Origin of the sequence: Nocardioides sp. 31GB23 (genome assembly GCF_040012395.1) — a bacterium.
GTDB lineage: Bacteria > Actinomycetota > Actinomycetes > Propionibacteriales > Nocardioidaceae > Nocardioides > Nocardioides salarius.
In genome coordinates, this window is sequence record NZ_JBDYKJ010000011.1 from 1 (window position 1) to 26995 (window position 26995).

At 69.1% G+C, this 26995-nt stretch carries 26 protein-coding genes, 1 tRNA gene and 1 pseudogene; 13 read left to right on the plus strand and 15 right to left on the minus strand.

Annotated features, from left to right (window positions below):
- Positions 1-364 (minus strand): transposase (locus tag ABKW28_RS04945; RefSeq protein WP_348606832.1); only part of this gene is annotated, 364 nt, incomplete at its 3' end.
- A gap of 161 nt (positions 365-525) precedes the next feature.
- On the opposite strand from ABKW28_RS04945, the pseudogene ABKW28_RS04950 reads away from it, so the two are divergent.
- Positions 526-1001, plus strand: a pseudogene (locus ABKW28_RS04950) (DDE-type integrase/transposase/recombinase); the annotation flags it as partial.
- Here the strand turns inward: ABKW28_RS04950 and ABKW28_RS04955 are convergent.
- From ABKW28_RS04955 to ABKW28_RS04995, 9 genes are all read right to left on the minus strand, one after another.
- Entirely contained in the window at positions 998-2335 is a 1338-nt protein-coding gene (locus ABKW28_RS04955) for an MFS transporter (protein WP_348606835.1), read from the minus strand. The pseudogene ABKW28_RS04950 and the gene ABKW28_RS04955 sit on opposite strands and share 4 nt — an antisense overlap.
- Positions 2332-2700 carry a MarR family winged helix-turn-helix transcriptional regulator gene (locus ABKW28_RS04960; protein WP_348606838.1) on the minus strand — a complete coding sequence of 123 codons (369 nt, stop codon included), beginning with the start codon at positions 2698-2700 and terminating at the stop codon, positions 2332-2334. Before ABKW28_RS04960 ends, ABKW28_RS04955 begins: the two co-directional genes overlap by 4 nt.
- A 1021-nt stretch (positions 2701-3721) precedes the next feature.
- Positions 3722-4114: a hypothetical protein gene (locus ABKW28_RS04965; protein WP_348606841.1), complete on the minus strand. Its 393-nt coding sequence runs from the start codon at positions 4112-4114 to the stop codon at positions 3722-3724.
- Positions 4115-4200: 86 nt separating this feature from the next.
- On the minus strand, positions 4201-5688 hold the full coding sequence (locus ABKW28_RS04970; RefSeq protein WP_348606844.1) for a hypothetical protein: 1488 nt from the start codon (positions 5686-5688) through the stop codon (positions 4201-4203).
- Positions 5689-7010: 1322 nt separating this feature from the next.
- Positions 7011-7427, minus strand: coding sequence for a hypothetical protein (locus ABKW28_RS04975; RefSeq protein ID WP_348606847.1), 417 nt, complete (start codon positions 7425-7427; stop codon positions 7011-7013).
- Between the two features lie 284 nt (positions 7428-7711).
- Positions 7712-8095, minus strand: coding sequence for a hypothetical protein (locus tag ABKW28_RS04980; protein ID WP_348606851.1), 384 nt, complete (start codon positions 8093-8095; stop codon positions 7712-7714).
- A gap of 295 nt (positions 8096-8390) precedes the next feature.
- A complete protein-coding gene (locus tag ABKW28_RS04985; protein WP_348606854.1) occupies positions 8391-8840 on the minus strand; it encodes a helix-turn-helix domain-containing protein in 450 nt (149 codons plus the stop codon).
- A 117-nt stretch (positions 8841-8957) separates the two neighbouring features.
- A complete protein-coding gene (locus ABKW28_RS04990) occupies positions 8958-9170 on the minus strand; it encodes a hypothetical protein (RefSeq protein ID WP_348606857.1) in 213 nt (70 codons plus the stop codon).
- A complete protein-coding gene (locus ABKW28_RS04995) occupies positions 9167-9382 on the minus strand; it encodes a hypothetical protein (RefSeq protein WP_348606863.1) in 216 nt (71 codons plus the stop codon). Before ABKW28_RS04995 ends, ABKW28_RS04990 begins: the two co-directional genes overlap by 4 nt.
- A gap of 620 nt (positions 9383-10002) precedes the next feature.
- On the opposite strand from ABKW28_RS04995, the gene ABKW28_RS05000 reads away from it, so the two are divergent.
- The 3 genes from ABKW28_RS05000 (at position 10003) to ABKW28_RS05010 (ending at position 14788) form a co-directional block, all read left to right on the plus strand.
- A complete protein-coding gene (locus ABKW28_RS05000; protein ID WP_348606866.1) occupies positions 10003-10815 on the plus strand; it encodes a hypothetical protein in 813 nt (270 codons plus the stop codon).
- A gap of 467 nt (positions 10816-11282) precedes the next feature.
- Positions 11283-12221 (plus strand): DUF1837 domain-containing protein, encoded by a 939-nt coding sequence (locus tag ABKW28_RS05005; RefSeq protein ID WP_348606869.1) that lies wholly within the window; start codon positions 11283-11285, stop codon positions 12219-12221.
- A complete protein-coding gene (locus tag ABKW28_RS05010; protein ID WP_348606872.1) occupies positions 12218-14788 on the plus strand; it encodes a DEAD/DEAH box helicase in 2571 nt (856 codons plus the stop codon). The genes ABKW28_RS05005 and ABKW28_RS05010 overlap by 4 nt, the downstream gene beginning before the upstream one ends.
- On the opposite strand, the gene ABKW28_RS05015 is transcribed toward ABKW28_RS05010, so the two are convergent.
- On the minus strand, positions 14785-15516 hold the full coding sequence (locus ABKW28_RS05015; protein ID WP_348606875.1) for a DCL family protein: 732 nt from the start codon (positions 15514-15516) through the stop codon (positions 14785-14787). The two genes, ABKW28_RS05010 and ABKW28_RS05015, sit on opposite strands and share 4 nt — an antisense overlap.
- 116 nt (positions 15517-15632) lie before the next feature.
- Here ABKW28_RS05015 and ABKW28_RS05020 point away from each other — a divergent pair, with 116 nt between their 5' ends.
- The 5 genes from ABKW28_RS05020 (at position 15633) to ABKW28_RS05040 (ending at position 20364) form a co-directional block, all read left to right on the plus strand.
- Positions 15633-16337: a TIGR02391 family protein gene (locus tag ABKW28_RS05020; protein ID WP_348606878.1), complete on the plus strand. Its 705-nt coding sequence runs from the start codon at positions 15633-15635 to the stop codon at positions 16335-16337.
- Between the two features lie 1021 nt (positions 16338-17358).
- A complete protein-coding gene (locus ABKW28_RS05025) occupies positions 17359-18420 on the plus strand; it encodes a hypothetical protein (RefSeq protein ID WP_348606880.1) in 1062 nt (353 codons plus the stop codon).
- Positions 18421-18561: 141 nt separating this feature from the next.
- Positions 18562-18666: transfer RNA gene (locus ABKW28_RS05030), tRNA-Phe, on the plus strand.
- A 217-nt stretch (positions 18667-18883) separates the two neighbouring features.
- Entirely contained in the window at positions 18884-19639 is a 756-nt protein-coding gene (locus ABKW28_RS05035; protein WP_348606883.1) for a sigma-70 family RNA polymerase sigma factor, read from the plus strand.
- Positions 19636-20364 carry a GAF and ANTAR domain-containing protein gene (locus tag ABKW28_RS05040; protein ID WP_193668159.1) on the plus strand — a complete coding sequence of 243 codons (729 nt, stop codon included), beginning with the start codon at positions 19636-19638 and terminating at the stop codon, positions 20362-20364. The genes ABKW28_RS05035 and ABKW28_RS05040 overlap by 4 nt, the downstream gene beginning before the upstream one ends.
- Here the strand turns inward: ABKW28_RS05040 and ABKW28_RS05045 are convergent.
- On the minus strand, positions 20327-21076 hold the full coding sequence (locus ABKW28_RS05045) for a LuxR C-terminal-related transcriptional regulator (protein ID WP_348606886.1): 750 nt from the start codon (positions 21074-21076) through the stop codon (positions 20327-20329). The two genes, ABKW28_RS05040 and ABKW28_RS05045, sit on opposite strands and share 38 nt — an antisense overlap.
- A gap of 208 nt (positions 21077-21284) precedes the next feature.
- Between ABKW28_RS05045 and ABKW28_RS05050 the strand changes: the two genes are divergently transcribed.
- Both ABKW28_RS05050 and ABKW28_RS05055 read left to right on the plus strand, forming a co-directional pair.
- A complete protein-coding gene (locus ABKW28_RS05050; protein WP_193668161.1) occupies positions 21285-22022 on the plus strand; it encodes a GAF and ANTAR domain-containing protein in 738 nt (245 codons plus the stop codon).
- A gap of 74 nt (positions 22023-22096) precedes the next feature.
- The gene (locus ABKW28_RS05055; RefSeq protein ID WP_193668162.1) at positions 22097-22384 is read left to right on the plus strand and encodes a hypothetical protein; all 288 of its coding nucleotides are present in this window, start codon (positions 22097-22099) and stop codon (positions 22382-22384) included.
- Positions 22385-22392: 8 nt separating this feature from the next.
- On the opposite strand, the gene ABKW28_RS05060 is transcribed toward ABKW28_RS05055, so the two are convergent.
- From ABKW28_RS05060 to ABKW28_RS05070, 3 genes are all read right to left on the minus strand, one after another.
- Positions 22393-23091 (minus strand): GAF domain-containing protein, encoded by a 699-nt coding sequence (locus ABKW28_RS05060; RefSeq protein ID WP_348606889.1) that lies wholly within the window; start codon positions 23089-23091, stop codon positions 22393-22395.
- A complete protein-coding gene (locus tag ABKW28_RS05065; RefSeq protein ID WP_348606892.1) occupies positions 23088-23789 on the minus strand; it encodes an ANTAR domain-containing protein in 702 nt (233 codons plus the stop codon). Before ABKW28_RS05065 ends, ABKW28_RS05060 begins: the two co-directional genes overlap by 4 nt.
- Positions 23790-23889: 100 nt before the next feature.
- Entirely contained in the window at positions 23890-24318 is a 429-nt protein-coding gene (locus ABKW28_RS05070) for a CBS domain-containing protein (protein WP_348606895.1), read from the minus strand.
- 236 nt (positions 24319-24554) lie between these two features.
- Between ABKW28_RS05070 and ABKW28_RS05075 the strand changes: the two genes are divergently transcribed.
- Both ABKW28_RS05075 and ABKW28_RS05080 read left to right on the plus strand, forming a co-directional pair.
- Positions 24555-25973 (plus strand): hemolysin family protein, encoded by a 1419-nt coding sequence (locus ABKW28_RS05075; protein WP_193668170.1) that lies wholly within the window; start codon positions 24555-24557, stop codon positions 25971-25973.
- The gene (locus tag ABKW28_RS05080; RefSeq protein ID WP_348606898.1) at positions 25970-26992 is read left to right on the plus strand and encodes a CNNM domain-containing protein; all 1023 of its coding nucleotides are present in this window, start codon (positions 25970-25972) and stop codon (positions 26990-26992) included. Before ABKW28_RS05075 ends, ABKW28_RS05080 begins: the two co-directional genes overlap by 4 nt.
- Positions 26993-26995: the final 3 nt, after the last annotated feature.

Consider the following 26995-nt stretch of genomic DNA (forward strand, 5'->3'; position numbering starts at 1 on the left):
AGGCCGCTGCGACGACCCAACGAGGGTGGTCTCTCACCACCCCTCGACACACACAGCGCCTCGTGGCGCACAGCTCCCCGGCGAAGAAAGTTGTGGCCCGGCGAAGGATCTCGACGTCCTCGCGCAACCGCCGGTTCTCGGCCTTCAACGCCTTGATCTCAGCCAGCTCCTCGCTGGTCGCGCCGCTGCGTTGACCGCCGTCGATCTGGGCTTGGAGCACCCAGCGGCGCACCGACTCCTTGCCGACCCCCAGCTGCTTGGCCACCACCGCCGCGGCAGCACTCAGCGAGGGGTACTCGCCCTGGTGGTCGTTGACCAGACGTACAGCCCTGGCCTTCAGCTCCTGATCGATCTTCTTCGGCATGGTGCTCATCCTCCTGGACTCAAACAGGAGCGGCATCAAACCTGGGGCGCTTCACCACGTGGAGAGCCGGATGCGGTGAGAGTCGCACGTCCGGTTCGGAGGGCGGGCCGAGGAAACCCACCAGCCGTGAGGCTGACAGGGCGCCCCGGTCCGACCCCTACACCGAGCACTGGACCCGCGAAGGCAAGCTCTACCTGTGTGCGTTCAAGGACGTCTACTCCAACAAGATCGTGGGCTACTCCATCGACTCGCGGATGAAGTCGCGCCTAGCGGTCGCAGCCCTCAACAGCGCCGTCGCCAGGCGCGGTGAGGTCGCCGGCTGCATCGTTCACACCGACCGAGGCAGCCAGTTCCGATCCAGGAAATTCGTCCACGCACTCAACCACCACGCGATGGTCGGATCGATGGGCCGAGTAGGTGCCGCGGGCGATAACGCGGCCATGGAAAGCTTCTTTGCGCTGTTGCAGAAGAACGTCCTGGACCGCCGCTCCTGGCGACCCGTGAAGACCTCCGGATCGCCATCGTGACCTGGATCGAGCGCACCTACCACCGGCGCCGTCGACAGCCCGGTCTCGGGCGATTGACCCCCGTCGAGTACGAAACCATCATGACCACCAGAGCCATCCAGGCTGCCTAACCCGACCTGTCACCTGATCGTGCAGCAGTCCCGGCTCCCTTGGGCTGCGAGCCGACTTGGACGGCGGGCACGGTCGCGGTAGCAGGCTCAGCGCGCCTGTCCGCAACGAGAATCGCGGCCACGAAAACTGCGGCCGCCGTGATGACGAATGCCGCGTCGACCGAGACAACATCAGCCAGATAGCCCGTGAGCGCAGCCGCGAACGGGCGCGCACCCAAGAACGCGACGAACCACAAAGCCATGATGCGGCCGCGAAACTCCTCAGGCGTCCGCTCCTGAATCTGAGTGGTCACCCCACTGAAGGCCAGGGTCATCCCGAGTCCTGCAACCATAAACCCCGCGAACGCGCCCGCCGGCGTGGGGCTAATTGCCACCCCGACTAGTCCGGCCGCAATAGACAACAGTCCGATCGCGCCGACCGTCTCGATCTTGAGCCGACGATCGAGCGGCGTGAAGAGCAAGAATCCGATACCCGAACCGACCCCGAACGCTGAAACAAGCCAGCCCACCAGACCCGATTGACCGCCTAGGTCGTCAGCAAGGGCGGGGACCAGTGTCATCGTCGGTTCAACGCCGAACCCGACCGCAGCTATGCCAAGCAAGAGCACAAGCAGTCGCGAGTCCTTCCTCACATAACGCCACGCTCCCCGAACAGAGGAGTCCGCGCCCACAGCGACACTTCTGCGCGGAAGTCGAAGGACCAGGACGATGACTGCGTAGAACACCTGGGTCGCTGCCGCGATGGCAAAAGCAACAACGGCATCGAACCGCGCCACGATCAAGACGCCCAGCGCAGGGCCTACAGCGCGCGACAGCGTCATGGGGACGCTATTAAGGGTCATCGCCGCAGCCATCTCGCCGGGGCGGATCATGAGCGGCACCACCGACTGCATCGCCGGCCCGCCGAGCGCGAAACCCACGCCCACCACGACCGACAGGGCGATCAATGACACTGCACTGTCAAGCCCGGAAACGCCTCCAGCCAACCAAATGGCGGTTGCCATTCCTGCGGACCCGAGCGCTGTCACGACCCGTCCGAGGATGATTTGCAAGGGCGCGTTGCCACGGTCAGCCCATTTGCCGCTGAGTGGTGCCAACACGATCTGGGGACCGAACTGGGCGATGCTCACGAGCCCGACGACGAGCGTCGAGTTGGTGATCTGAAAAGCCACCGTGACTGCGACGACGTTGTGAATCCAGATTCCGATCGAAGACAGGGTCTTGCCCCAGAAGAAGGAGCCGAGCACGCGGTCGAACAACAGCCGATACAAACCGCGCGGCGCCAATTGGCAAACCGGATCCCCGCGCGTCGTACCGACACCTTGCGCGCTCACAGCTCGTCCGCCAAGGCCTCGAGACCGTCGGCCAATCGGTCCAAGAGTTTCGCGAGACAGTCCACCTCGTCACGAGTCCAGCCGGCCGTGGCTTCGGCGAGAAGGTCTCGACGGCGTGACGAACTGCGAGTAAGGAGTCTGCTGCCACGCGGAGTCAGGGCAAGCTCGGAGCGCCGGAGGTCGTCGTCGCTGGGCTGCTTGGTCAGGAACCCGCTCCGCTCCGCCCCTACGACGAGACGACTTGCAGTGGAGGCCTCGATACCGAGCTGAGCGGCCACGGCCTTGATCGAGGGGCTTCCCTCGGCAGAAAGAACGTCGACCGCCCGCAGAGATCGCAGAACCCCGTCGCCGCCGGGCACCTCCATGCCTTCCAAAAGTCTTCGCCGATAACTTGGACGCCTCATGGCGACCCGCACTGCCGTTAGTGCCTCGTCGAGAAGCTGATGATGTTCTTCTGAGGCATCCATACTACATGTATAGCACATGCATCCATTTCGGCCCGACGTCAGCGTCCTGGGCGTCGACCTAGATCAGTCGGAGGACGAGCCCGCAGTCCGGGCCACGTGTGACCCACTTCCGCGCGGTGTCTTCGGACACGTCGACACGGATGGCAAGGGCACCAACGTGACCGGTCACGAGTTTGATGCCGCTTCCTTGGTAAGTCGAAGCATGAACCGTCACGGTCCGATCGCTCAGCCCGACCCAGGCAGGCACTCCGGATGAACCGCACATCTCGTGCAGGCGTGCGCGGCCGACATGCCTTTCGGGGTTTTTGCGGCCATGCGCAAGGGTCGGGACTCTTCTGATTCGTCCACAGAAGGTTCTGGCTGGTCGTTCCCTTTTTGACTCTCCCGGACGGTACTTCGAACGGAGCCACATCGACCGCCCGACCTGGCATGCGCTCCGTTCCGGAGGTTCACCTCGTTCTGCGGTCCCGCACGACGCCGTGCGCCTGCGATAGGCCGACTGTAGGGATCACTGAAGCACCCTCGGTTAATGCTGCCCCTGTTTGAGTCCAGGAGGATGAGGACAATGCCGAAGTAGATCGACCCCGCCGTCAAGCAGCGGTGCGTGCGATAGGTGCTGGAGCGCTCGCTGCAGTCCCCGTCTTTGATCGCGGCTGCCGAAGCTGTCGCACACCGCGAGTTTCTGGAGAAGGAGACCGTGCGCCGCTGGGTGGTATAGGCACAGATCGACGGCGGACACTGGCAGGCGCCAGCTCGGAGGAGCTGGTGCTCATCGATTTCGGCGACGCGGGCCTCGTTGGTGTCGGAGGCGCCGGTCCCCTCGGACAGCTCCTCGTCCGGAGAGGACGAGCACGTGGGGGGCGTCCCGCACGCGGACCCAGCGTCAGCCACCCCAGCCCTCATCGGGTGGTCTTGAACCTCAACGGCCGGGCGCTAGCGGGAATCCGTCCCAAGGGGGCGTGTGCTCGCGGTGAAGTTCCTGCCAGGCGTGGATGCGGCGCTGTCCGGCGCGTGGGTCGATGAGCCATCCGATGGTCCACGAGGGATCGTGCTGCAGTTCTAGGAGGACGGCGAGGCGGTGGAGGTCCCGCTTTGCGGCGGCCTTGCCGGCGTGGGGTCGTGCGAGAAGGAGTTGACGCAGAGAGATCTTCCGGAAGGCGATGCCGTGAGGTTGGCAGGCATCGAGGATCACGTCCCAGGATTCGAGGAGCCCTTCGGTGATGTCGATGAGCGCTTGGCTGCGTTCCATCCGTGCTTCAGACAGTGCCTGCTGTCGGCGGTAGTTGTTGTTGGCGAGGTTGTCGGGTCGCATTGGTGCTCCTGCTGACGTGGATGACTCGACGATTCGTTTGGGTTTACTCGGCGCGCGGGGCGTCGTCCGCGCCGGCGGCGCTAGCCCTAATTGGCGTTGCTGCCGGCCGCGGCGATGCCGCGCAGACGTCGTGGCAGCTGGGCTGGTTCGGCGGCACCCTGAGATCGGGCGGTGCGGGGGACGCTGGCGGTTGCGGGGTTGGTGACGCGGTTGCTCCGGACGGGGCTGGGGTGCGGGAGGTCGTCGGCCGTGTACGCCCGCAACACCTCCATAGCGGCGGATGAGCCGCGGTGGAGATCGCGAAGCCAGTAGGGGGTCTGGGCGAGGTGGGCGGCGTGTCCGGCGACCGCGAGAAGACGCTGCTGCTCTTCGGCACCGACATGGGTCTGCAGGAAGGCGGTCGGCTCCCAGGCGGCGCCCGGCATGCCTGTCGAAGTGGTGAGCCGGTCGGCGGTAAGGGTGCGGAAGTCCCTCGAGGCCAGGTGCGGGCCGGGGAACCATTCGCGCCACATCACGACCCCGACCCGCGCCGAGGTCCGGTCGAACGAGGTTCCGGGGTGTTCGTGGACGGCGTCGGCGATCGCGTCGTAGACGGCGTAGCGGAGCTGGTTGACGCTGGAGTCGTTGGTGGGTGCGATGACGAAGAGGAAGACCAACGCGGATTGCTCCCACGGTGCGGAGGACAGCAGCCTCACGACCTCCTTGACTTTCTTGCGGAGGTCGCCGTTCTTGTTGGCAACGACCTCGATCGCTACCCGGGTGCCGTTGCGCAGGATGAGACATAAGTCGCCCGCACGGCCACCCGAGCGTTCGACGAGACCCGCGCCGGTGCCGGCCAGGAGATCGAAGGTGCAGAACCGTTCGCTCAGGACGGTGGCGACGTCGAGGTACTCAGCCGCGCGTAGCGCCAGGTCGGCTGCGAGGATGTTGTGCCGGTCTCCGGGCCGCTGGGACGCCGCTTGGGAGTACCCGGTGAGGTTGAGCTGCTCGATCGCGGTGAGGTTCGGGTCGTCGCGCTCGGCAGTGGCGTCGACCAACCTGAGCGTCGTTGTCGGCTCACGCAGGAAACGGACGTGTGCGCTGCCTTGAAAGAGGCCGAGCTTGATGGCGCCGGCGGCGAAGCCGTCGCCGATCGCGGACCGCGTCGGGTCGGCGAATGCCTCGTATCCGGTGAAGGCCGCGGCTTGTGCGGCGGTGAGGGTGTGCCAGCCGTAGAGGGCGCCGCGCAGGCAGAGGCGGTGGAGCCATCTGCGGTCGCCGGGGTCGTTGAAGAGTGCGGTCGCTACCGCAGCGTCGAGGGTCAACGCCCGGGGTACCCGGCGGATCTCGGCAGCGGTGAGCTCGTCGCAGATGGTTGCTCGGTTGAACCAGACCGAAGCGTTCGCCCGGCCGGCGAGCGGCTCGGACCAGTACGGGTCCACACGACGAGCTGCGCGCAGGTTCGGGTCGGGACACGCTGAGGTCAGGTCGCCCAGGTGGCGAGCAGCGGCATGGTCGAAGCGCTCCTTCGGGATGGCCGGCCGCCGGGCAGTCGCGTCGCGGGCCGGGGACGGTTCGAGGCCGGCTGCGACCACGGGAACCGGCCGAGTCACACGCTGAACATGCTGCTCGTTGGCCGACCGCTCCGCGTCGCCGGAAGGCAGAGGCGGCTGCGGCGCGCAGGGCCGCGGCGTGGGAGTGTGCGCTCCGGTCGCGGCGCTCCCCGCTCGAGGGGAGGGCCGGCGATCTGAAGCGCTGCGGGGCACGACCTGCTGGGCAGCCTCAGCGGGACGACTGGAGGCGACGGACCGTGCCCCCGCAAGCGTGGCAGCCGGCTTGGCCGGGTCCGCCCCCGCAATGGGGGCCACGACGGTCTCCGCCCGTGAGCGCGCACCGGCCCCACCGGTTGGTGGATTGGCCGGCTTGGTTCGTCGAGCGACCCGGGAGACGGGCGAAGGTTGTGGCTGCGGTTGCACCTCACCGCCGGGACGCGAGGGGCCGTGGCCGTCGTGCCGGTCGGGGTCACGGGTGTCCCCGAGTCTCCCCTCGCTGGCCCTCGCCCCCGGGGGGCTCGGCGGCCTGTCCCGCCGAGCGACGACGACCCGGACATCATCTTCTTGCTCCACTTCTCTCAGACGCGCCTGGGTGTCCGGTCCCCCGTCTAGGCTCGAGTTGCTGCGTTCGTCGTCGTGCTCGCTCATGGCTTGTCCCTCTCGCTGCGGTGCTGGCGATTCGGACCATGCGCAAGGCCGGGACCACCGGTTTCGCGCGATCAGGAAGCCGCGAACACAGCTGAGCGCTGACCGGCGACGTGACGTCGCGGCGACGTTCCGCGCGGTGGGGCGATGCCTTGGTTCGTGGCGGAGCCATGAAGGATCCCGACGCAGCCCGCGCCAGCAGCCAGCGTCAATCGGTCGGGATTGGCACCCGGATTCTCGTCGCAACGAAGGCCCTCGGGCCCGACGAATTCGCGACGAGAATCCCAAGTCCAGGGCCCGCTGCGCCGGGGGACGAAGGCCTTCGGCCTTTGACCCCGCTGCGATACAACAAGCCTCGAAGAGCAAGTCCCCTGGGGCAAGCCGAACTGCAGCACCTACGAGAACACGACAGTCACGCAACGTCACCGAGCAGGCACCAACACGGACACATGACGAACAGCACGCCGCGCCCGAACAGGAACAGGTAGGACACGCGGCGCACCGAGCCGAGCGAAGCGAGGCCTACTACATGGGGCCCGGCTGACGCCGCTTGGGCCCCTCGCAACATCAGAGCAGCGACGGCCGGGGCCCGGGCTCCGTGGCGACCGTGTGAGGAGCCACCGCGAGCAAAGGCGGCCTGCAGTGTCGAGAGGCAAGCAGCGATCGAACCGACCGCACGATGAAGACCGCGCCAAGGATGCCCGCCAAGGGGTCAGTTCTCACTGAGCACCTGCCGCGGCGATCGCGTGCGCAACGTCGACGACGCTCGACGGATCGTCGCGGAGTCGATCGGCGGGGCAGGCACCACCGACGAGACGGCCCGTCGGGCTGCGGGCCCAGAGCAGGATCTCGTCCGGGCTCCAACCGGCCGCCCGGAGCACTGACTGCACAGCCCGCCAGGCCGGGTCCACCACCGCAGGTTGTGACGAAACGGCTTCCCAGGTCAGCTGCCACGCGGGATAGAGGGGCCGCCCGCCACGCAGCACTCCCAAGAGACCGTGCTGGTGAAGTCCGGCCATGTGCGCATCGGCAGTCGCAACCTCGCCGCCGGTCAGCTCGAGCACCTGGGCGACGGTGAGCATCTCCCCCTTCATCTCGAAGAGACGCCACAGCCGCTCGGTCCTCCGGATCTGCATCGCGACTGGGTCACGCCCACGCGTGGCAGCTCGGGCGAAGAGGCATCGTGCGCGTGGCGGGGCAACCACCGCGCGCACCCACTTGGGCACGAGCCGCAGCTTCCCCCAGCGGGCTATCCGACTCAACGGCGAGCATCCGAGAAGCGTGCGCCCAGGCGAGCTCGCGCGAGCACCACCGGGCCAGAAGCGCGCCGAGGGCAATTCGTTGAACAGCTCGTCACGCGTCCTGGACCTGGGAGCGCGCCAGGCGTACCACTCCCGAACCGACCTTCTAGCGCCAGCGCTCATGTCTCTCCGCGCCGCGTCACCCACGGGGGTTCGTCGCATCGCTCGACGTGCAGCACGCGACCGGTCAAACGTCGCACACACCGGAACGCGTCTCCTGGCCTCACCACCAAACACATGGGCTGGCCAAGTAGCACCGGATGGAGATGGACAAGCCGGGCAGCGTCGACTCCTTCGCCACCGTCGATCCACCTCTCGCGCTGACGACCCACCGGCTCGTCGAGGAAGAGTCCCTCGCCTACGGCTTCCACCCGGTGCCGGGGGCCGAGTGCCAACGCGGCGTGCCGGAGCACCACGCCGGACGCGAAATCCAGGAAGTGCTCGACCCCGTGGTCGTCGAAGACCATGAACATCCCCTGGTCCCGACTGGCGTCGATCAGCATGAGCCGGTCACGACCTCCCCGCCCGGCGTCGGTTCCAGCGGCGGGGGAGAGCGCGTCGACCCGAGTGCCTTCGTGCCAGTCATGACAGCAGCCGTCGCAGAGGTGAGACCCGCAGTCCACGCCCCGCTCGACAAGCGCGGCCGTACGTTCGTCCAGGTCTGGGTGCACCAGCCCGTGGTCGCACATCCGCTGCGCGCCTCCCGACGTACGCCACCCCGTGTCGGCGGGCGAGCAGGAGCACCAGGCGTTCATCGCCGGCACCGCCACCGCGCAACGGCGTCGAGACGAGCAGACCTCACTCGTCGTCGAGCAGCACCCGGGCACGACCGAGAGGATCCAGCACCTGCACCAGTCGACCGTCGTCCAGCATCTGGTAGATCGTGGAGCGTGACCGTCCAAGCCTGCGCGCGGCTTCGGCCACGCTGACCCCCTGCGTCGATCCCTCGCGCTGAAGGGCAGCGGAGCGGCGGCGCGATGGCGAGAGCTGTTCGGCGGTCATCGCACTCTCGGCGCGGGCCCGTGCCTGGCCCACGGTGGCCAGACCGGCGGCAGCTGCCACCTGGGCCCAGGTCATGCCCTCGAGGTAGGCATCCAGCAGGGACCTCGCGAACTCCTTCTCGGCGTCCTGCAACGCCTTCGCCGCGGCGTCGTACCGAGCGGAGGTCTCTTGAATCCGTTCGGTCAAGGCGACACGTCGTTCCTCGGACGGCGCCGCGCGTTTGCGCCTGTCCGGGGTGCCTGCCACCAGGCGATCGTGTCAACCCAACGATCCCGCTGTCCAACGGCGGCGTCCCCGGCGGACCCCACGGGTCGTCCCCGCCTCCTGCGTGCACCCTGGCGGCTGCCTGAACGGCAGGTGCGTTCATCGCCAGGTGTGGATCGCATAAGCCAGCAGGATCGGGTCCGCCTCCGCCGCCGTGCCTCGTGAGTGACGCATTCCCCGGCAGATCTTCTCCCCGACCGCGCTGCGCACCAATGCACGCGTGCCGTCGGTGCTCCCGAGCGAGAGCGCGCAAAGCGCCCACTCCACTTCGAGCCAGTACGGCGCCTCGTCACGAGACCACCACGGCCTCATGAGGCCTTCTCCGCTGCAGCCTGGAAGCGCAGACGCCAGCAGGCCCTGGCGTAGGCCTCGGGGCTGTGCCCAGCCGGACGAGGCAGCTGACCCGAGTCGTCGTAGTAGCCAGCCGCGCGCAGCAGGTCGGTCATGTGTCGCGGGTCGTTGCCGGTGAACGGGAGATCGATCAACACGGCGATCACACGCTTCCACCACTGTTCTGAGTCCATGACTACGACGATAACCATGCAAGTTGGTATTGTCCAACTTGTATAACTGCGATGAGCCAGCGAGGCGCTGCCCTCGCTCGACCGAAGGGAACGCACATGGGTCCTCACCCGACCGCCGGCCGACTAATTAGCGGCAGGCGTCATGACTGACACAGCTGCCGACGGCCACCCTGCCCCCGGCGGCATACGACGACAGCCCGAGACCACCGCGGGCACGATCTGGCTGACAGACGGATCGGTCATCTCGAACACCCACTCCCCCGACGACTGCGCCGGGGAGGCCGGGTGCCCGCTCCACGCCCCCTCGGACCATCCGCTGCGGAACGCCCCGCTGGTGTCGTACCCGGCGACGGGAGGGCTGGGTCGCCGGTGCCGACACCAGGACCATCCCGACGTGGACGACGTTGCCTGGCGTGGCCGGGGTCGTACGAACTACGCGGGCCGCCGCCCCGATTGGCTGCATCAACCCTGCTGCGGCTGCTGCGGACTCGACCAGTCGCCGTGGGCCGACGCGGGAGGCACGCATGAATGAGTCCCGGCCACCGGACGCGCCGGTGGTCCGCTACTTCCCCGCAGGTTCTGAGGTGCAATGGAGCCACTGCCCCGTGGGGTGGGTCGGCTTGCTCGACGAGGTGACCCGGGCGCTCGACGAGCACCTGCCGGGCTGGAAGCTGCGACAGGTGAAGAGCGACCTGGCGATGCTCGATATGTACGTCGACCTGCCCGGTGGCGCCAGCCCCTCCGAGCAGGCAGCGGTGCGGGCCGCGCAACGGACCGCCGCGCAGCACTCAGTAGCCACCTGCGAGGTCTGTGGCGCATCGGGCCTCGTCAGGACCACCGGGACGTGGCGAAGCGTCCTGTGCGACAAGCACCAGGCGGTACCCGCCGTGGACGTCCCGCTGGTCGAGCTCCGCGTCGACGCGATCTGCCGCTTGTGTGGCCACCTCGAGAGTCGTCACGAGCCGAACTCCCGACTCCCGCTGTCGCCTCGCACCTGCCGGCTCCCCGCGGGCATGGGCGCCGAGTGCATATGCCCACTGATCGAGACCCTCGCCCTGGACGCCCACGGTGACTTCGAGGTGCTGACAGCCAGCGGCACCCGCTACTACCTGCGCCTCGGAGGTCCCGACCCGCGCTGGTTCCGCTCCCCAGGCCCCACATCCAGCGGCGAGTACGCCGGTCGCTGGAACCGCCTCGGAAGCCTTCGCGGCCGCTCGAGAGGCTCCAGAGAGAGTTGCGACTTGCAGGTTGGCAATCTGTTCACCGTGGGCATCGGCTCCTTCACCGACGTGATGCACGCGAGCCGGATCGTGTGGATGCGTCGAGTCACCGACCCCGCAGATCTACCGCCCCGGGTCGAGTACTGCCGCACCTGCAACCAGCAGCCGGTGGCACCAGGACAGGATGAGTGCGTGGACTGTCTAGAGGACTGATCCAGAGAAGTCTCGAGGGAGACGGCGCCCGTGCAGCCGCTCCGCGGTCGTGACGTACTACTTCTGCTCATCAACTCGGGCCACAACCACTGCCGCGTCGCTTCAAGGTGGCGCCGGTGGAACATGGCCAAGGCGCTCCTCTGGACTAGGGCTCTGCAGTGCCGGGCTACCTGGCTGCCTGAGTCCGGTGTTGCCACGCGCCCACTTCACCCAGTAAGAACCGACCGTGGGCAAAATCGCGTACTCGATGCCGCAGCCTTGCTGTGCGCCGGCCTGCTCCTACTTACAGCCGCCACGCTGTCACCGATAGACCAGCACGCATCCTGTCTGGGGCGCCAGTGAGGCTCCTGAAGAGTGGCCCGCTGTGACGTCTAGTCGGTTCGCCAGAAATGTCTCTCCTGCGCCGATATCCTGCGTGCGTGCCTCCCCGTCCGCGGGTGGACGTGGTACGCGATCAAGGATGCCTGATGGTTGATGAAGCGGCGGTTGTCGAACAGTTCCTCGAGCTGGCGCGGGGCACCAGCAGCTCTCTGATCGACTTCTTGCCGGCCTTCGAAGCGGCCGTCACAGTTCCGGGAACGTCGACTCTCGTGAGGACGCACTTTCTTGCGCACGACGCCAACGGGACTCCGGCTGTGGAGCAGCTCGCAGGGGCGATGGCGTGGGCAACCATGGACTTCTGCATACCTCGTTCGAAGATCGACCGAGCGTTCGCAGAGTACGAGGCAACTCGAGCAACCACGGCCATCGTGAGCTTGGAGCAGCAGGCACGAGACTTGTTCGTGAAGTCGGAAAGCTCGGGAGAAGGGGGCGAGCTCCTCCTGTTCCTGCTCATGGAACGTGTTCTACAGCGGCCGCAGCTGATCTCGAAGATGGCGCTGAAGACGAACACCGAGGTGCACGTACACGGCTCGGACGGCATCCATGCGAGTTTGGCGGATGACGGGGTTCTGGACATCTACTGGGGCGAGTCGAAGCTCTACAAGTCGAGCTCGGACGCGTTCCGAGACTGCTTCGACAGCATTGCCCCGTACCTGCGTTCCGACGGAGACGAGCGCCGGAAGCAAGACCTCCTACTGGTGCGCGATCACCTCAACGTCCCTCAAACTGAGCTGGCAGCTCATCTGCTCGAGTACTTCGACGAGACCAACCCGAAGACGTTGAAGGTGCGATGGAACGGGGTCTGCCTGGTCGGCTTCGACCACGGCAACTATCCGAACATCGCCGCTCTCGACGAGGCCCAGCAGAAGGGGGTGTCGAAGGCGGTTGGCCGGTGGCACAAGACGGTCGGGAGCCGCGTCGAGGAGTTCGAGATCGTCGGCGTGAATATCGACCTCTTCTGCATTCCGATGCCTGATGTCGCCGATCTGCGTGCTCGGGTCCTGATGCGGATGGGGGCCAAGTGACCGCCAGCACGGCGCTCGAAGAGGTCGTCTTCGTCTCGCACAAGTTCAGAGACGTGCTCGACGCCGCTCGCAGGCTGACGGTCCGTTCGGAGTTCGCGGCGGTGGAGTGGGATGAGGAAGCCCCCTCGGTCGATTGGGGGTTCGCCCTTCTCTACGCCAGCGCGATCACGTCGGCTCAATCAGAGCGCGCGCAATCCGCGGTGCTCAGAATCGCCACGGCGTGCATGCTGTCCTTGGACGCGGAGGACGCTCACAAGGCGGCCGCCGCCGCGCTGCTCGAACGCAGCGGCAATCACATGGCCGTGGAGCTGGCGGAGTCCCGGGATCGACTGCCGGCCGACGTCTGGCGACGTCTGCCGGGTGCGCTCCGGATGGAGGTCGTCCGGAGCCGCATCGACTACTCGGTCCGCCTCTCAGACGGCCGTGTGCTGCCTGTCAATCCGTTTCAGGGGAAGTTCTGGGAAGCAGTAGAGACGAACGACTGGCTGAGCGTGTCGGCTCCGACCTCCGCTGGGAAGTCCAGGATCATCAGAGAGCACTTCTTGGAGGTCGCGCGCCAGCCAGGCCCGTTGACGCTTGTGTATCTCGTGCCGACGCGCGCCCTGATCGAGGAAGTCTCGCGTGATCTCCGGCGCGAGGCGCCACCGGACGTCGACGTCTTCACCATGCCGTGGGACCCCGACCTCGCGGAGTCGTCACGGACGGTCCTGGTCGTCACGCAGGAGCGGCTCCACCTGGTGCTGGAGCTCCTTCCGTCTCTCAGCGTGGACCTCCTCTTCGTTGATGAAGCGCAATCGCTCGCCGGTGACGCACGGGGAGTTCTTCTCCAGCACGCGATCGAGCGCTCCATCCGGCGCAGCCCGGAGGCGCGAGTGCTGTTCGCCAGCCCCTTGACCTCCAACCCGGAACTGCTGGTCGAAAACGCGCCCGCCGACCGGCGTTCCGACTCGTTCGTCTCCGAGACAGTCACCGTCAATCAGAACCTCCTATGGGTCGAGCACATCAACCGGAAGCCTCAGCGCAGAGCCGTATCTCTGGTGTCGGATGGGAACAGCCACAGAGTCGGCGAACTCGTGCTCGCGCAACGCGCGACGTCTGTGCCCATGCGCATCGCGCTGGTGGCGCATGCGCTGGCCGGAAACACCCCAGGAAACGTCATCTACGTCAACGGCCCGAGCGAAGCCGAGAAGGTCGCGAAGGCGGTCTACGAGCAGCTCCCGGCCTTGGCGGAGGCTGACACGGAGATCGACGATCTGCGGGATCTGATCAAGACCGCTGTGCACAGCAGGTACTTGCTCGCCGACGTGCTGGCCCGGCGCGTGGCCTTCCACTACGGGAACATGCCGCTGGTGGTGCGAACGGAGATCGAGCGCCTCTTCGGAGAAGGCAAGATCCACTACCTGGTCTGCACTTCAACACTGCTGGAGGGCGTGAATCTCCCGTGCCGGACGATCTTCATGCGCAACCCTCAGAAGGGCCCCGGCAATCCGCTCCGCGAAGGCGACTTCTGGAACCTCGCGGGACGCGCGGGGCGCTGGGGCAAGGAGTTCGAAGGCAACGTCGTGTGCATCGACACCGACGATGAAAGCCTGTGGCCCAACCTACCGCGGGTGCGAAAGCGGTCACAGATCACCCGAGCAGTCAGCAACGGGCTCGACGACGCGTCGGGGCTGCTCGCATTCGTTCGCTCCGTCGATGAGGTGCACGACGACAGCGCCGCTGAAAGCCTCTTCGCGTACCTGTGCTCGCGGCACCTCGCAGGCGAGTCCATCCAGCCCCTTCTCGATCGTATTCCCCTGGAATCGGAACGAAGCGAGGTCGAGTCCGCCGTCGTACGCGCGGCGACCGACCTGACGATCCCCGTCGAGATCGTGAGCCGACACACGGGGATCGCGCCCATCTCGATGGAGCGGCTCTTGGAGAGCTTCCGGCGATCCGGGAAGACGCCGACAGAGCTCCAATTGCCACTCCCCGAGGAGCCCGATGCTCGAGCCCGATTCCAAGAGGCGCTCGTGCGGGTCGGCGCAACGATGACGAGCGTCTTCGGCGCGCCCCGCTCCGGGGAGGATCGGCGCAAGTGGCAGCTCGCGAACCTCGTCGTCAACTGGATGAAGGGTATGCCCCTCTCTCGGCTGATCGACCAAAGGCTCTCGTTCAACGCATCGCTCACCTCAGCGAGGGCGATCCGAGACGTCATGCGAGACATCGAATCGATCGCAAGGTTCCATGCGCCGAAGTACCTCGCCTGCTACGCCGATCTGCTCGAGCTGTACTCGACTGAGCTCGGGTTGGAGACTGCTGCTCGACCCGATTACGCGATGATGCTCGAGCTCGGCGTCTCCCGCACGAGCGAGGTCGTGCTCATGTCGCTGGGTCTGTCTCGAACAGCCACCGTTGCCCTGTCCGACTTCATCGGAGTCGACGAGTGGTCGCGCACGGAGGCCCTGGCATGGCTCGCGGCTCAGAACCTTGATGGGCTTGGCGTGCCGGTGCTCCTCCAGCGCGAGATCGGTGACGTGCTCGAGGTGGCGACGCGGCGCGGCGAGACAGCACCGGAGGCTGACTAGTCGTTCGGGTCGACAGGCATCCAGTCGAGATCGCTGGTCTGGCGACGTCGGGAGGCTTCGGACGCGGTCGCGAGGCCCAGCTTGGCGTGGCGCGCGTGAAATACTAGCCATCGGCCCGCCTGGCTCCGGTCGGCGAGGCGTGACCCGACGGCTGCGATCCCGCTCGCCGCTGGGGTTGCGGCCAGTTCGCCCCAACCACCCTCCCTCTCCGCGAATCGATAGGTGAGCTGTCCCCAGGTCGGGCTCATGTAGATGACCTGCGCGTCGCGAAGGCTGTCGATCCGATCTCCAGACAGGTCGCTCCGCACCTCCTCTCGCGAAGCGAAGCGCGCCTCGCGGTACTCCTGCCGCCGGTCGTCGACTTCTGTCCGCAGCGCTTCTTTGGCGTCGGACTTCGCCGAGTGCTGGCGAATCGCGGTGAGGTAACTGAAATCCACCTCCTCGCCATCGACGCGGCGGATCCAGATGCCGATCGCCTTGGCCCCGACGAACACACCGCTCGCATCGCGAGTTCGACCGATGAAGAACTCCTTGACGCCCGGGCCAGTCTTCTGGGCGTGTTCCGGGTGGCGCTCGAGGAGTTCGATGAGCATCCGGTGGTGGACCGGGTCCGAGACGGCGTCGCCGACCGAGTAGCCGGACTCCCGCAGGATCCCGCGGAACGCTGCCTCGGCGGCCGAGCGCGTCGGCCAGCTGAACGTCTCGAGCACGACCGGGATGCCTGCCATGACTAGCACCCTAGAGCGTCACCATCCAGCCGCTCACGAACGATCGGGACGTGCTCGGCGCAGACCCCTCCCCTGGCGAGCCCACGCGGAGGAACGTCCGGCCTTAGCCTCGCTTCATGAGCCTGTCCTACGACGACGTTCGGAATCTTCCGTTGCCCGATCTGAGCCTGAACCTGCTCAGGTCGTTGGGCCCCGATCCGAACTTCAACAACCTGATCCAGGGATTCAAGCAGCGCGGCGGATACGACCAGTCCCCGCCCGACCTCGAGGCCATGCTCGCTCGTCTGTCGGATGCGTGGGCATGGCTCGAGTCCCATGCCCTGATTGGCCACTCTTCCAAGAACCCCCAAGGCAGCGACTGGAGTCGAGTCACGAGCAAGGGACGGGCCCTGCTCGAGGATCCCAAGGCGCTCTCGAAGGTCTGGGCGGAGGATCGACTCTCGGGCAGCCTTCATCCTGCACTGTCGTCTGCCCGATCGAACTTCGCTCTCGGTGACTACGAGACGGCATCCTTCGCGGCGATGAAGGCCGTCGAGGTGGAAGTGCGCCGCGTCGCCGGTCTGCCAAACGAACTCCTCGGAGTGGCCCTGATGAGGAAGGCGTTCAGCCCCAAGGACGGCGTTCTTCGCGATCCCGGTGCGGAGGGCGGCGAGCAGCAGGCGATCGCCGACTTGTTCGCCGGCGCGATCGGTGCCTACAAGAACCCGGCCAGCCATCGCACCGTTCAGTTCGACGACGCCGTCGAGGCCGCCGAAGTGATCCAACTCGCCGACCTGCTCCTCCGCATCGTGCAACGGGCTGACGCGCGGCTGAATCCGTAGGCGCCCACCGGCCCGCGGACGACACGAAATCGACGAGCCGCCCAGCCCCACTCAGCTGCTGGCGAAGAAGCTCCCGATCCTCCCGAGATCCAACGGCCCGACGGTCGCGGGGTGACGCCCGTCATGCTCCGCTGCGGATCAAGGCGCCGGCGACGGTCGGGATCGTCGGCGAGGCATAGCCGCGACCAGCGTCCTACCGCCGCGTTTCCGCTCGGTGCTCATGCCGGTCGCCCACCCTCCGCCCTCACCGGCCTAAACGCACCCGAGCCATCTGGCTTGTTTCCGCGCGCCACGAGCCCCGTCGATGCCAGGCTGGACGGGTCACTACTGCACCGTCGGGAGGCTATGCATGGGTTGGTTCGATCGCTTCCGCCGGCCGAGTCCGGGTACGCCATCTCCTCCGCACGCTCGTGTCGAGACCCCGACGCCGGCCGAAGCCGTACACGACGCGAGGGGCCAAACCACTAGGCCTCTCGGGTTGCCCGCGGGAACTCCGCGATTCGTTGTCCTGGACGTCGAGACCACAGGACTCTCGGCGTCAAGCCACCGCATCGTCGAGCTGGCGTTGCTGACCACCGACCCCTCTGGGCGGGTGCTCGACGAGTGGTCGACGCGTCTGAACCCCCAAGGCCCCGTGGGCGCCACCCATATTCACGGAATCACGGACGCAGAAGTAGCCCACGCACCGTCATTCTCCGACGTACTGGCAGAGCTCAACCAGCGTCTGGCCGGTGCCGCGGTGGTTGCCCACAACGCTCGCTTCGACCTGGCATTCATCCGCGCTGAGTACGCGCGGGCTCGATGGCAGCTACCGCACGTACCTGCCCTGTGCACCCTCGATGCCTCTGCTCATCACCTGCCTCACCTAGCCCGCCGTCGACTCGCGGACTGCTGCCATGCGATCGGTCAACCACTGACCGATGCTCACTCAGCACTGGGGGACGCACGCGCCACGGCCGGGCTGTTGGCTCACTACCTGCATCCACACCTGGGAGTCCCTGCCCGCCCCGAGCACCTGCGAATGCCGCACGACGCCCTCGCGGTGCGGTGGCCAGACGGCCCCGCTAGGGACGCCACGCTTGTCACCGCAGCCCGCGGCACTGATCCCACCACCGACCGCCGCGAGCTCTCAGAACGCGCACGCCGGAAGATCGCCGAGTTGAACTTGACTGCGCCTCGCAAGGCGGAGCCCCTGGTGCAGCTCATCGAGCGGTTCTCCCTCGCAGATGCACTCGACGAAGGCGCCCCCGCCGGGGCAATGGCGTACCTGGAGAAGCTTGCAGAAGTTCTCGAAGACGGGGTGCTCACCTCAGAAGAAGCAGCCGACCTCCGTGAGGTGGCGGCAGTCCACGACCTTGACCGCGCCGATGTGACAGCCACGCACCGCGCCTTCGTCCTTTCGATGGCCCACGCCGCCCTGGCGGACGGAAAGGTGACGCGAGCAGAGACTGAGGAACTACGCGCCGTAGCCGCGCTGTTCGACGTCGAGCCCGAACTGGTCCGCTCCCTGATCGACGCCGCCGAAGCGGCACGGCACGCGCGCCTGTCCGCGGGACTGGGCCCCCTCCCCCGGGATTGGGCACACGGAGAGCCGCTGCGAGTGGGCGACAAGGTCGTGTTTACAGGATGCGAGGACGCTGGCCGAGACGCCCTTGAGCAGCGCTCGACGGACCTAGGCGTGCGAGTAATGAACAACGTGTCATCGAAGACCGCCATGCTCGTCACCGACGGAACGATGCACGGCGGCAAGCACGAAAAGGCGACCGCTCTTGGAGTCCGTATGGTGGAGCCGGCCACCTATCGGCGCCTCCTCGAACACCTGCAGCCCCACGCCAAGTCGGCAGCCGATCCTGTCGCGACCGCCTCGAACTCGACATCGCCCACCGTCCGCGCTACTGGTTCAGCCAGTCCGGGCGCAGCGACTGACGAGGTGGCTGTCGCGCCACGCACGGCGCCGACGGCCGCGACAGTCTCGGCAGCAACTGTCCGCGCGTGGGGAAGAGACAACGGGTGGAACCTAGGGCAGCGAGGCCGATTGCCGGCCGACCTGCAAGATGCGTACGCCGCCGCTCACGCGGACTGAGCTCCGAAGTCGATTCGAGCATCACCAAGCGGAGCGCGCCGTCGACCTGACTATGCACGTCACCGACCCGGTCCGGCCGCCTCTTGCCAGTTGCAGTTCCAGTTGCAGTTCGAGGGGATTCGCAGGGGTCCGCTGAGGTCCGCGAGTTGCCATCCACGCCTGAAACGGACGCTTTCGGACCCCGCCGGACCCACCTCGGTCCGCCTGAAAAGTGGAAGGTCGGCGGTTCGACCCCGCCCCTGCCCACGAGCACCGCAGGGCTCTGACCTGCAGCCGGAGCCCCCGTCGCAGCGCGACGGGGGCTCTCGGCTTCTCCCGGGCCCTCACACCTTCGGGGTACTTGTCGCCACGACGCGGCGGTGCGAGGGTGGTAAAGGAACCCCCGCTGAAGACGACGGCGGGGCAGGCACCTCCCACCGTTGGGCTGCCACGCATGAACACCGTCTCCCCCCTCAGTACCACCATGACCAGGGAGCGTCGTCGGAGCGCGACCTCCAGGCTGCTCACCGAGGCCCGGAGCCAGCCGCCCGGCCCGGGCCGGGACGCGCTGCTCGACCAGGTGGTGCTGCTCAACCGCGGCGTCGCCACCGCGGTCGCGCGCCGCTACCGCGACCGCGGCGTCGCCTGGGACGACCTCGAGCAGATCGCGCTCGAGGGCCTGGTGCGAGCCGTGCACCGCTTCGACCCGGACGCCGGCGACGACCTCCTCGGCTTCGCCGTGCCCACCATGCGCGGGGAGGTGCTGCGCTACTTCCGCGACCACGCCTGGACCGTGCGGCCTCCCCGCCGGGTGCAGGACGCCCGCCGCCTGGTCGCCCGGTCGCGCGACCGGCTGCGGGTGCAGCTGGGGCGCGAGCCCTCGCGCCTGGAGGTGCTGGCCGACACCGGCCTCGACGGGAGCGACTACGACGAGTCCCAGCGCGCCGACGGGTGCTTCGCCGCCACCTCCCTCGACCAGCCGCTCGACGAGCAGACAGGCACGACGCTCGGTGACATGATGGTGGACGAGCACGACCAGGAGGAGACGAGCGACATGCGCCTGCTCCTGGCCCCGGCGGTCGGTCGCCTCGGCGAGCGGGAGCGCCGCATCCTGCACCTGCGGTTCGTCGAGGACCGCACCCAGAGCGAGATCGGTCGTGAGCTGGGCATCACCCAGATGCACGTCTCCCGATTGTTGGCCCGCATCCTCGAGAAGCTGAGAAGAGACATCGCTGCATGACCACCGGAGGGACCGCCGAGGCACGGGCTCGCGACACGGCGTACGCCGCGTTCTTCGCGAGGATCAGCGAGGGCCTGCTCGGCGATCCCTCCGTCCCACTGAGCTTCCAGCGAGTGGTCGACCGCGCACTCGAGATCGTCCCGGGCTGCGAGGGTGCCGGCATCACCCTGCGCGGCCGGGGGCGGGAGTCCGAGAGCACCGCCGCCGCGACCTCGGAGCTGACCCTGGAGGCCGACCGGTTGCAGTACGACCTCGACGAGGGACCGTGCCTGGACTCCGTGCGCGGTGGGGGCACCCTGGTCAGCGACGACCTGCGCCACGAGCCGCGGTGGCCCCGGTGGGCCCAGGCTGCGGCCGGGCTGGGCGTGCGCTCGGTGCTCAGCATCCGGCTGCACTCCGAGGAGGAGAACATCGGTGCGCTGAACTGCTACTCCCGCTCGACGGGCGCCTTCGCGCCCGAGAGCGTCGAGCTCGCCGAGATCTACGCCGTCCACGCCACCGGGGTGCTCAGCCAGGCCCAGCTGGTCACCGGGCTGCGCACCGCCCTGGAGTCGCGCCACGACATCGGCGTGGCACAGGGCGTGCTGGCCGTCACCTACGAGATCAGCTACGAGCAGGCCTTCGAGCTGTTGCGCCGGCTCTCCAACGAGACCAACACCAAGCTGCGCGACGTGGCCCGGCAGGTGCTCACCGAACGCGGTCTACCGGCGGGGCTGCTGCCGTGAGCCCGGTGGCCGCCGACGGGTCGACCAGCCCGTGCTCGAGGGCCCAGGCCACCGCCTGGGTGCGCCGGGTGACGCCGATCTTGCGGTAGGCCGAGCGGATGAACGTCTTGACGGTGTTCACCGTGACGTAGCAGTGCCGCGCGATCTCCTCGTTGCTCAGGCCGAGCGCGATCAGCTCGACCATCTCGCGCTCGCGTGCGCTCAGCTCGACCGGCACCGCGCACGGTCCCACGGACCGGAAGTCACCGACACCGACACCGTCACCATCACCGACGACGGCACCGGGGCCGCTCGCGGAGCGGGTCGCAGGCACGTCGGTGCGCCCGTCCACGCGGTGGGCCAGCCGGCTCAGCTCGGCGTGCAGCTCCTGCGCCCCGAGCGCGCGGGAGACGGCCACCGCGGGGCCGGGCACGTGCGGGCGCCGTCCCGGCTCACCCGGCCACGCGTAGGCCACGGGGAGCCAGCCGCGGTCGACGACGCGACGCAGCAGGACCCGGTCGTCGCTGCTCATCGGCGCCGAGGGCTCGAAGACCACCGGCCGGGGCGACTGCAGCGACAGCGTCGGGCCGAGCACGTCGACGCGTGCCGTGGGCACGAACGGCTCGAGCAGCGCCCTCAGCCCCTGCGTGAGCAGCTCGGACTGGCCGATCACGGCGATCTGGACGCCGCCCTCGGCGGGACGCCGCGTCGGGGCGAGGCTGGCGGTGGTCATCGTGTGTACCTCCCGGGAGTGAGGTGGCCCCCGTACCCCCCGCCCCCTCGGGGCATGCCTGGGACCCGACCCACAACGGTGTGACCTGCACCATCCGCGTGAGCCGGGGCGGCCCAGTGCGGAAAGAAGCCGAGACACGTCCTAGTATCTCCTCGAAACTCTTGCTGGAGACCACGGCAAGACGGAGTCCTCCTGCACCTCAGGGCCCATGTCTGCTGCCTCCACACCCCCGCGTCCGGGCGAGCCCGGCCACCGCGACCGGACCTACGCGGCCTACTTCGCCCGCATCAGCGAGGGCCTCCTCAGCTCGGGCGACGAGCCCCTGACCTTCGAGCGGGTCGTACGCCGAGCCGTGCAGATCGTGCCGGGCTGCGACGAGGGCGCCATCACCGTCGCCCGGCGACGCCGCGACGCCGTTCCGGCAGCCGCGACGGCCCCCGAGCTGGAGCTGCTCGAGCAGCTCCTGGACGACGGCGGCGGCCCGTCCTGGTCGGGCACCGACAGCGGGATGCTGCTCTCCGAGGACCTGCGCCACGAGCGTCGCTGGCCGGGCTGGGCGGCCGCGGCGGTCGACCAGGGCTTCCGCTCGGTCCTGGCCATCCGTCTGCAGACCGAGGCCGAGGACATCGGTGCGCTGCGCCTCTACTCGCGCCGCAGCCGCGCCTTCACCGACGACGCCCTCGACGTCGCGGAGATCTACGCGACGCACGCGGCCACCGCGCTCAACCAGGCCCACCTGGTCACCGGGCTGCGCACCGCCCTGGAGTCGCGCCACGAGATCGGCGTCGCCCAGGGCATCCTCGCGATGCGCTACGAGATCAGCCACGAGCAGGCCTTCGAGCTGCTGCGCCGCTACTCCAGCCGCACCAACACCAAGCTGCGCGACGTGGCCCGCATCGTGGTCACCACTCGCGAACTTCCCGACGACGACACCGCGCCGGGCTGAGCAGGCCTCCGAGGTGTGCCACCAGCCGGGAACGGGTACCGGGACGGCCAACCCCCACCACGAGGAGGACACCCGTGTCGGTCCACCTGGCCTGGTCGACGTCGCCCCTGCCCGAGCCGCCACAGCGTGAGGACTGGGACTCGGTGCGCCTGATCGACCCGCACCTGCTGCTCGTGCACGGCACCTGCAGCGCCGACGAGGTGCTCGCCGTGCTGCGCGAGGCCGTGCCCGCCGACGTCGCGCTGCTGGTGGTCCCGCTGACCGGCGCGGTCGCCGCCAGCGGCCTCCCGGACGACGGCGAGCAGTGGCTGCGCAGCCGCGTGTCGGGCCCCACCGGGGCCCGTGGCCCGACCGGCGGGTGAAGGACGGCTCAGCCCCGCTGCGCCTCGGCGATCACGTCCAGGGCGGTGCGGGTCAAGGTGGTGCCGCGCCGCCGGGAGCGCTCCACCAGCCTCTCGTAGGCGGTGGCCAGGTCGATCCGCTCGAGGTAGGACAGCACGCCCTTCGCCTGCTCCACCACCTCGCGGGCCCGCAGCGCCTCGCCCACCAGCGCGTCGACGTGCGCTCGCGGCACCGGCCGGGCGTGGACGACCAGGAGCGTGGCCATGTCGGCCACGGCCTGCACCAGCGTCTCGTCCTCGGCGTCGAGGCAGCCCCCGGCGTGGAAGACGTTGAGGCCGCCGATGGTCGTGGCGCGGTAGCGCATCGGGAACGCCGCCACCGAGTCGAAGCCCGCCTCGCGGATCCCCTGGCCCACCTCGCCCCACCGCCGGACCATCTCGTCGCCGCTCGCGCGCACCACCCGGTCGGTGCGCAGGCACTCCACGCACGGGCCGCGGTCGTGCTGGATCTGCAGCATCTCTAGCTCCGCGGCCCGGTGCGAGGTGGCGCTGAGCAGCGCCACCCGGGAGTCGTCGCCGTCGCGCGTCATCACCGCCACCGCCGACGCGCCCACCCCCGCGGCGCAGTCGGCCACCAGCGTGGCCAGGGCGTCGGTGACGTCCTCGGGGCCGCCCACCAGGGCGGCCGCCGCGCCGCTGAGGGCGTGTCGCACGCTCGAGTCGCTCACTGGGTTCCTCCGTGGGGATCTCGGCTGAAGTCGAGCTCGCCGCTCACGACCCGGCGCGCCACCTCATGCACGCTGGCGTCGGAGGCGAAGGCGTGGGCCCGCAGGATGGCCGCGGCGTCGGCGGGACCGACCCGCAGCTGCGCCACGATCGCGCCGGTCGCCTGGGCCACCCGGTCGCGCTCGGACCACAGGCCCCGGCTGTCGTCGTCGTACGACGCCTGGCCCAGGCACGCGGCCCCGACGGCGTCACCGAGGAAGTGCAGGCTCTCCTGCTCCTCGTCGAGCATCCCGGCGGCCTCGAAGTGCACCGTGACGACGCCGACCACCACCCCGTCGGGGCGCATGGGCAGGGCGTGGACGTGGGCGGGGTGCTGCGGCGACAGGCCCGAGAGCCGCGGCCAGGTGCTGGCGTGCGCCTCGCTGGAGTCGACGGAGGCCACCGCCCCCGTGCGCAGCGCCTGCAGGGTGGGGCCCTCCCCCGCCAGGTCCTGGGCGTCCTCGTAGCGCGCGGCCGGCTCGTCGGTGGCGCAGAGCAGGGCGCGCTCGTCGCCCAGCGACCCCAGCGAGATCGCGCCGCGCTCGGCCCGCGCCAGGCGCACGTAGGCGGTGCAGAGCCGCATCGACAGCGGCGCTCCCCTGAGCTCCTGGCGAGCCAGCATGCGGGTCAGCTGCAGCAGCAGGTGGGCGTGCTGCGACACCACGACCACCTCGATCTCCGGGCCCGGCGGGCCGGGCAGGACTGGACTGGGCCCTCACCCTACGCCCGCACGCGCGCCCGGGGCCGGAGGTCGTCGGGGCTCAGCGGTCGGACGGCGGGGCGGAGACCGCCGCCAGCATCCGGCCCACCTCGTCCTCGGGCAGCGCCCGCGCCAGGTCGGCCTGGCTGAGCATGCCGACGAGCCGGTGTCCGTCGATGACGGGCAGCCGGCGCACGTCGTGGTCCATCATCGTGCGCAGCGCCTCGCTCGCGTCGTCGTCGGCGCCGATGGTCACCGGCTCCTCCGCGCAGAACTGCGCCACCAGCACCTGCGAGGGGTCCTTGCCGTCGGCCACGCAGCCCACGACGATGTCGCGGTCGGTCACGACGCCGTGCAGGCGCTGGTCCTCGCCGCAGATGGGCAGGGAGCCGACCCCGAGGTCGCGCATCCGGGCCGCCGCCGTGGCCACGGTCTCCTCGGTGCGCGCGCAGTGGGCGTCGGGGGTCATCAGCTCGCGTGCAGTGGTCATGCTGCCTCCTTCGTTCGTGCCGCCGGCGGGCCCGGTCGGTCGGCCTCGCCGTACCCCGGCGACCGCCGGCACATGTCGTGCTCGGGGCGAAGACGCCCGAGCGGGTGGTGAGAGGGGTGCTTGACGATTCCTGGCGTCGAGCCATGACCGGCACTCGCGCGCTGGCCACCGCCTGAGGACCTGCCCGCGTCGTCGCCCACCCTCCCGGTGCGTCGCCCGGCTGCGACAGTGGGGGCATGGACGTCGCCCTCACCCTGGTCGCGGGCACCCTGCTGATCGCCGTCATCATCGCGGCGAACGGCTACTTCGTGGCCCAGGAGTTCGCCTACATGGCCGTCGACCGGTCGCGCCTGAAGGCCATGGCCGGGCGCGGCGACAAGGCCGCCCGCCGCACCCTGCGCATCACCGACCGCACCTCCTTCATGCTCTCGGGCGCCCAGCTCGGCATCACCGTGACGGGCCTGCTGGTCGGCTACGTGGCCGAGCCGGTGCTGGGCACCGCGATCGGCGAGGTCCTGGGCGGGGTGGGGGTGCCCACCGCCACGGGCGTCCTGGCCGGCACCGTGCTGGTGCTGGTCGGCTCGACCTTCGTGCAGATGCTCTTCGGCGAGCTGTTCCCCAAGAACCTCGCCATCGCCCGGCCCTACCCGGTCGCCGAGCGCCTCTCGCGCTCGACGCTGCTCTACATGGGCGCCTTCGGCTGGCTGATCAGGGTCTTCGACGCCGCCTCCAACGCGCTGCTCAAGGTGCTGCGCATCGAGCCGGTGCACGACGTCGAGCACTCCGCCAACCTGCACGACCTGCGCCGCATCGTGACCGTCTCCCGCGACGCCGGCGAGCTGCCGCCCGAGCTGAGCCTGGTGCTCGACCGGATGCTCGACTTCCCTCAGCGCCCCGTGGGCCACGCCCTGGTGCCGCGCTCCCGCGTCGACGTCATCGCCCAGGACACCCCGCTCGCGGAGGTGCGCGACGCCATGGAGGGCGGTCACTCGCGCTACCCCGTGCTCGACGACGAGGGCGACATCGTGGGGGTGGTCCACCTCGTCGACGTGCTCGAGGCCCTGCACGGGGTCGCCGACGACGAGGCCCGCGCGAGCCGCCCCGTGGCCGAGGTGGTGCGGCCCGCCACGGTCGTGCCGAGCCTGATGCTGCTGCCCGCGGCGCTGGCGGCGATGGAGCGCAGCGGCGACCAGATGGCCTGCGTGGTCGACGAGTACGGCGGCTTCGTCGGCGTGGTGACGGTCGAGGACCTCGCCGAGGAGGTCGTCGGCGAGATCACCGACGAGCACGACGTCGACGAGGAGCCGCACCTGGCGCCGATCGGCGACGACGGTCGCTGGAGCGTGCGCGGCGACGCCCCCCTCGACGAGGTCGAGCGCGAGATCGGGGTGTCGCTGCCCGAGGGCGACTACGTCACCCTCGGCGGCCTGGTGATCTCCTCGTTCGGGGCGCTGCCCGACGTCGGCGAGCGCGTCGTGGTGGCCCTGCCCGCCGACCCCGCCGACCTGGCCCACGACGACGACCCGCCCGAGCGCCACCTCGAGGTGGAGGTGCTCGAGGTCGCCAGGCACGTGCCCACCCAGCTGGCCGTGGCCCTGTGCACCAGCGAGCCCGTCAGCGACCTGCCGAGCACCGAGAGCGAGGTCGCCCGATGACCGGTCTGGCCGCCATCCCCGTCACCATCGCCATCATCGCCGCGAGCGCCTTCTTCGTGGCCGTCGAGTTCTCGGTGATCGCGGCCCGGCGCACCCGCCTCGAGGCGGCCGCGGCCGACAGCCGCTCGGCGCGGGCCGCCCTGCGCAGCGCCTCCGAGGTGCCGCTGCTGCTGGCCGGCAGCCAGCTCGGCATCACCGCGTGCACGCTCGCGCTGGGCGCGGTCACCAAGCCGGCCGTCGACCACGCGCTCGAGCCGGTGCTCGAGCAGGTCGGCCTCCCGGCGTACGCCGCCGCCCCGGCGTCGTTCGCCCTGGCGCTGCTGCTGGTCACCTTCCTGCACCTGGTGGTGGGCGAGATGGCGCCCAAGTCGTGGGCGATCAGCCACCCCGAGCGCTCCGCGACCATGCTCGCGCTGCCGATGCGCGCGTTCATGTGGACCTTCCGCCCGGCGCTGCACGTGCTCAACGAGGCCGCCAACCGTCTCGTCCAGCGCCTGGGCGTGGAGCCGAAGGCCGAGGTGGCCATCGAGCAGGACCCGGACGACCTGCGCGAGCTGGTGCGCCACTCCGCCGAGACCGGTGAGCTCGACGCCGGCTCCTCCGAGCAGCTCGTGAGCGCGCTGGAGACGTCGCGAGCCACCGTCGACCAGGTGGTCGGCGACCGCGAGCTCGTCGTGGTCGAGGCCGGGGCCAGCGTCGCGGAGGTGCACGAGCAGGCCCGCACCACCGGTCACCTGCGGGTGCTGGTGGGCAGCCGGCACGCCCCCACCGGCGTCGTGCACGTGCGCGACACCCTGACCGCGGGCGACGACGACCCGGTGGCCCCGTTCGTGCGCGACCTGCACCGCCTCGACGGGAGCACGACGGTGCTGGAGGCCCTCTCCGACCTGCGTGAGCAGGGCACCCAGATCGCCCTGGTCGTGCGCGAGGGCGCCGCCCCGGCGGTGGTGACCATCGCCGACCTGCTGTCGCGGCTGATGCCGGCGACGGCAAGGGCCGAGCGGGTCGTCTCCGACTAGCCC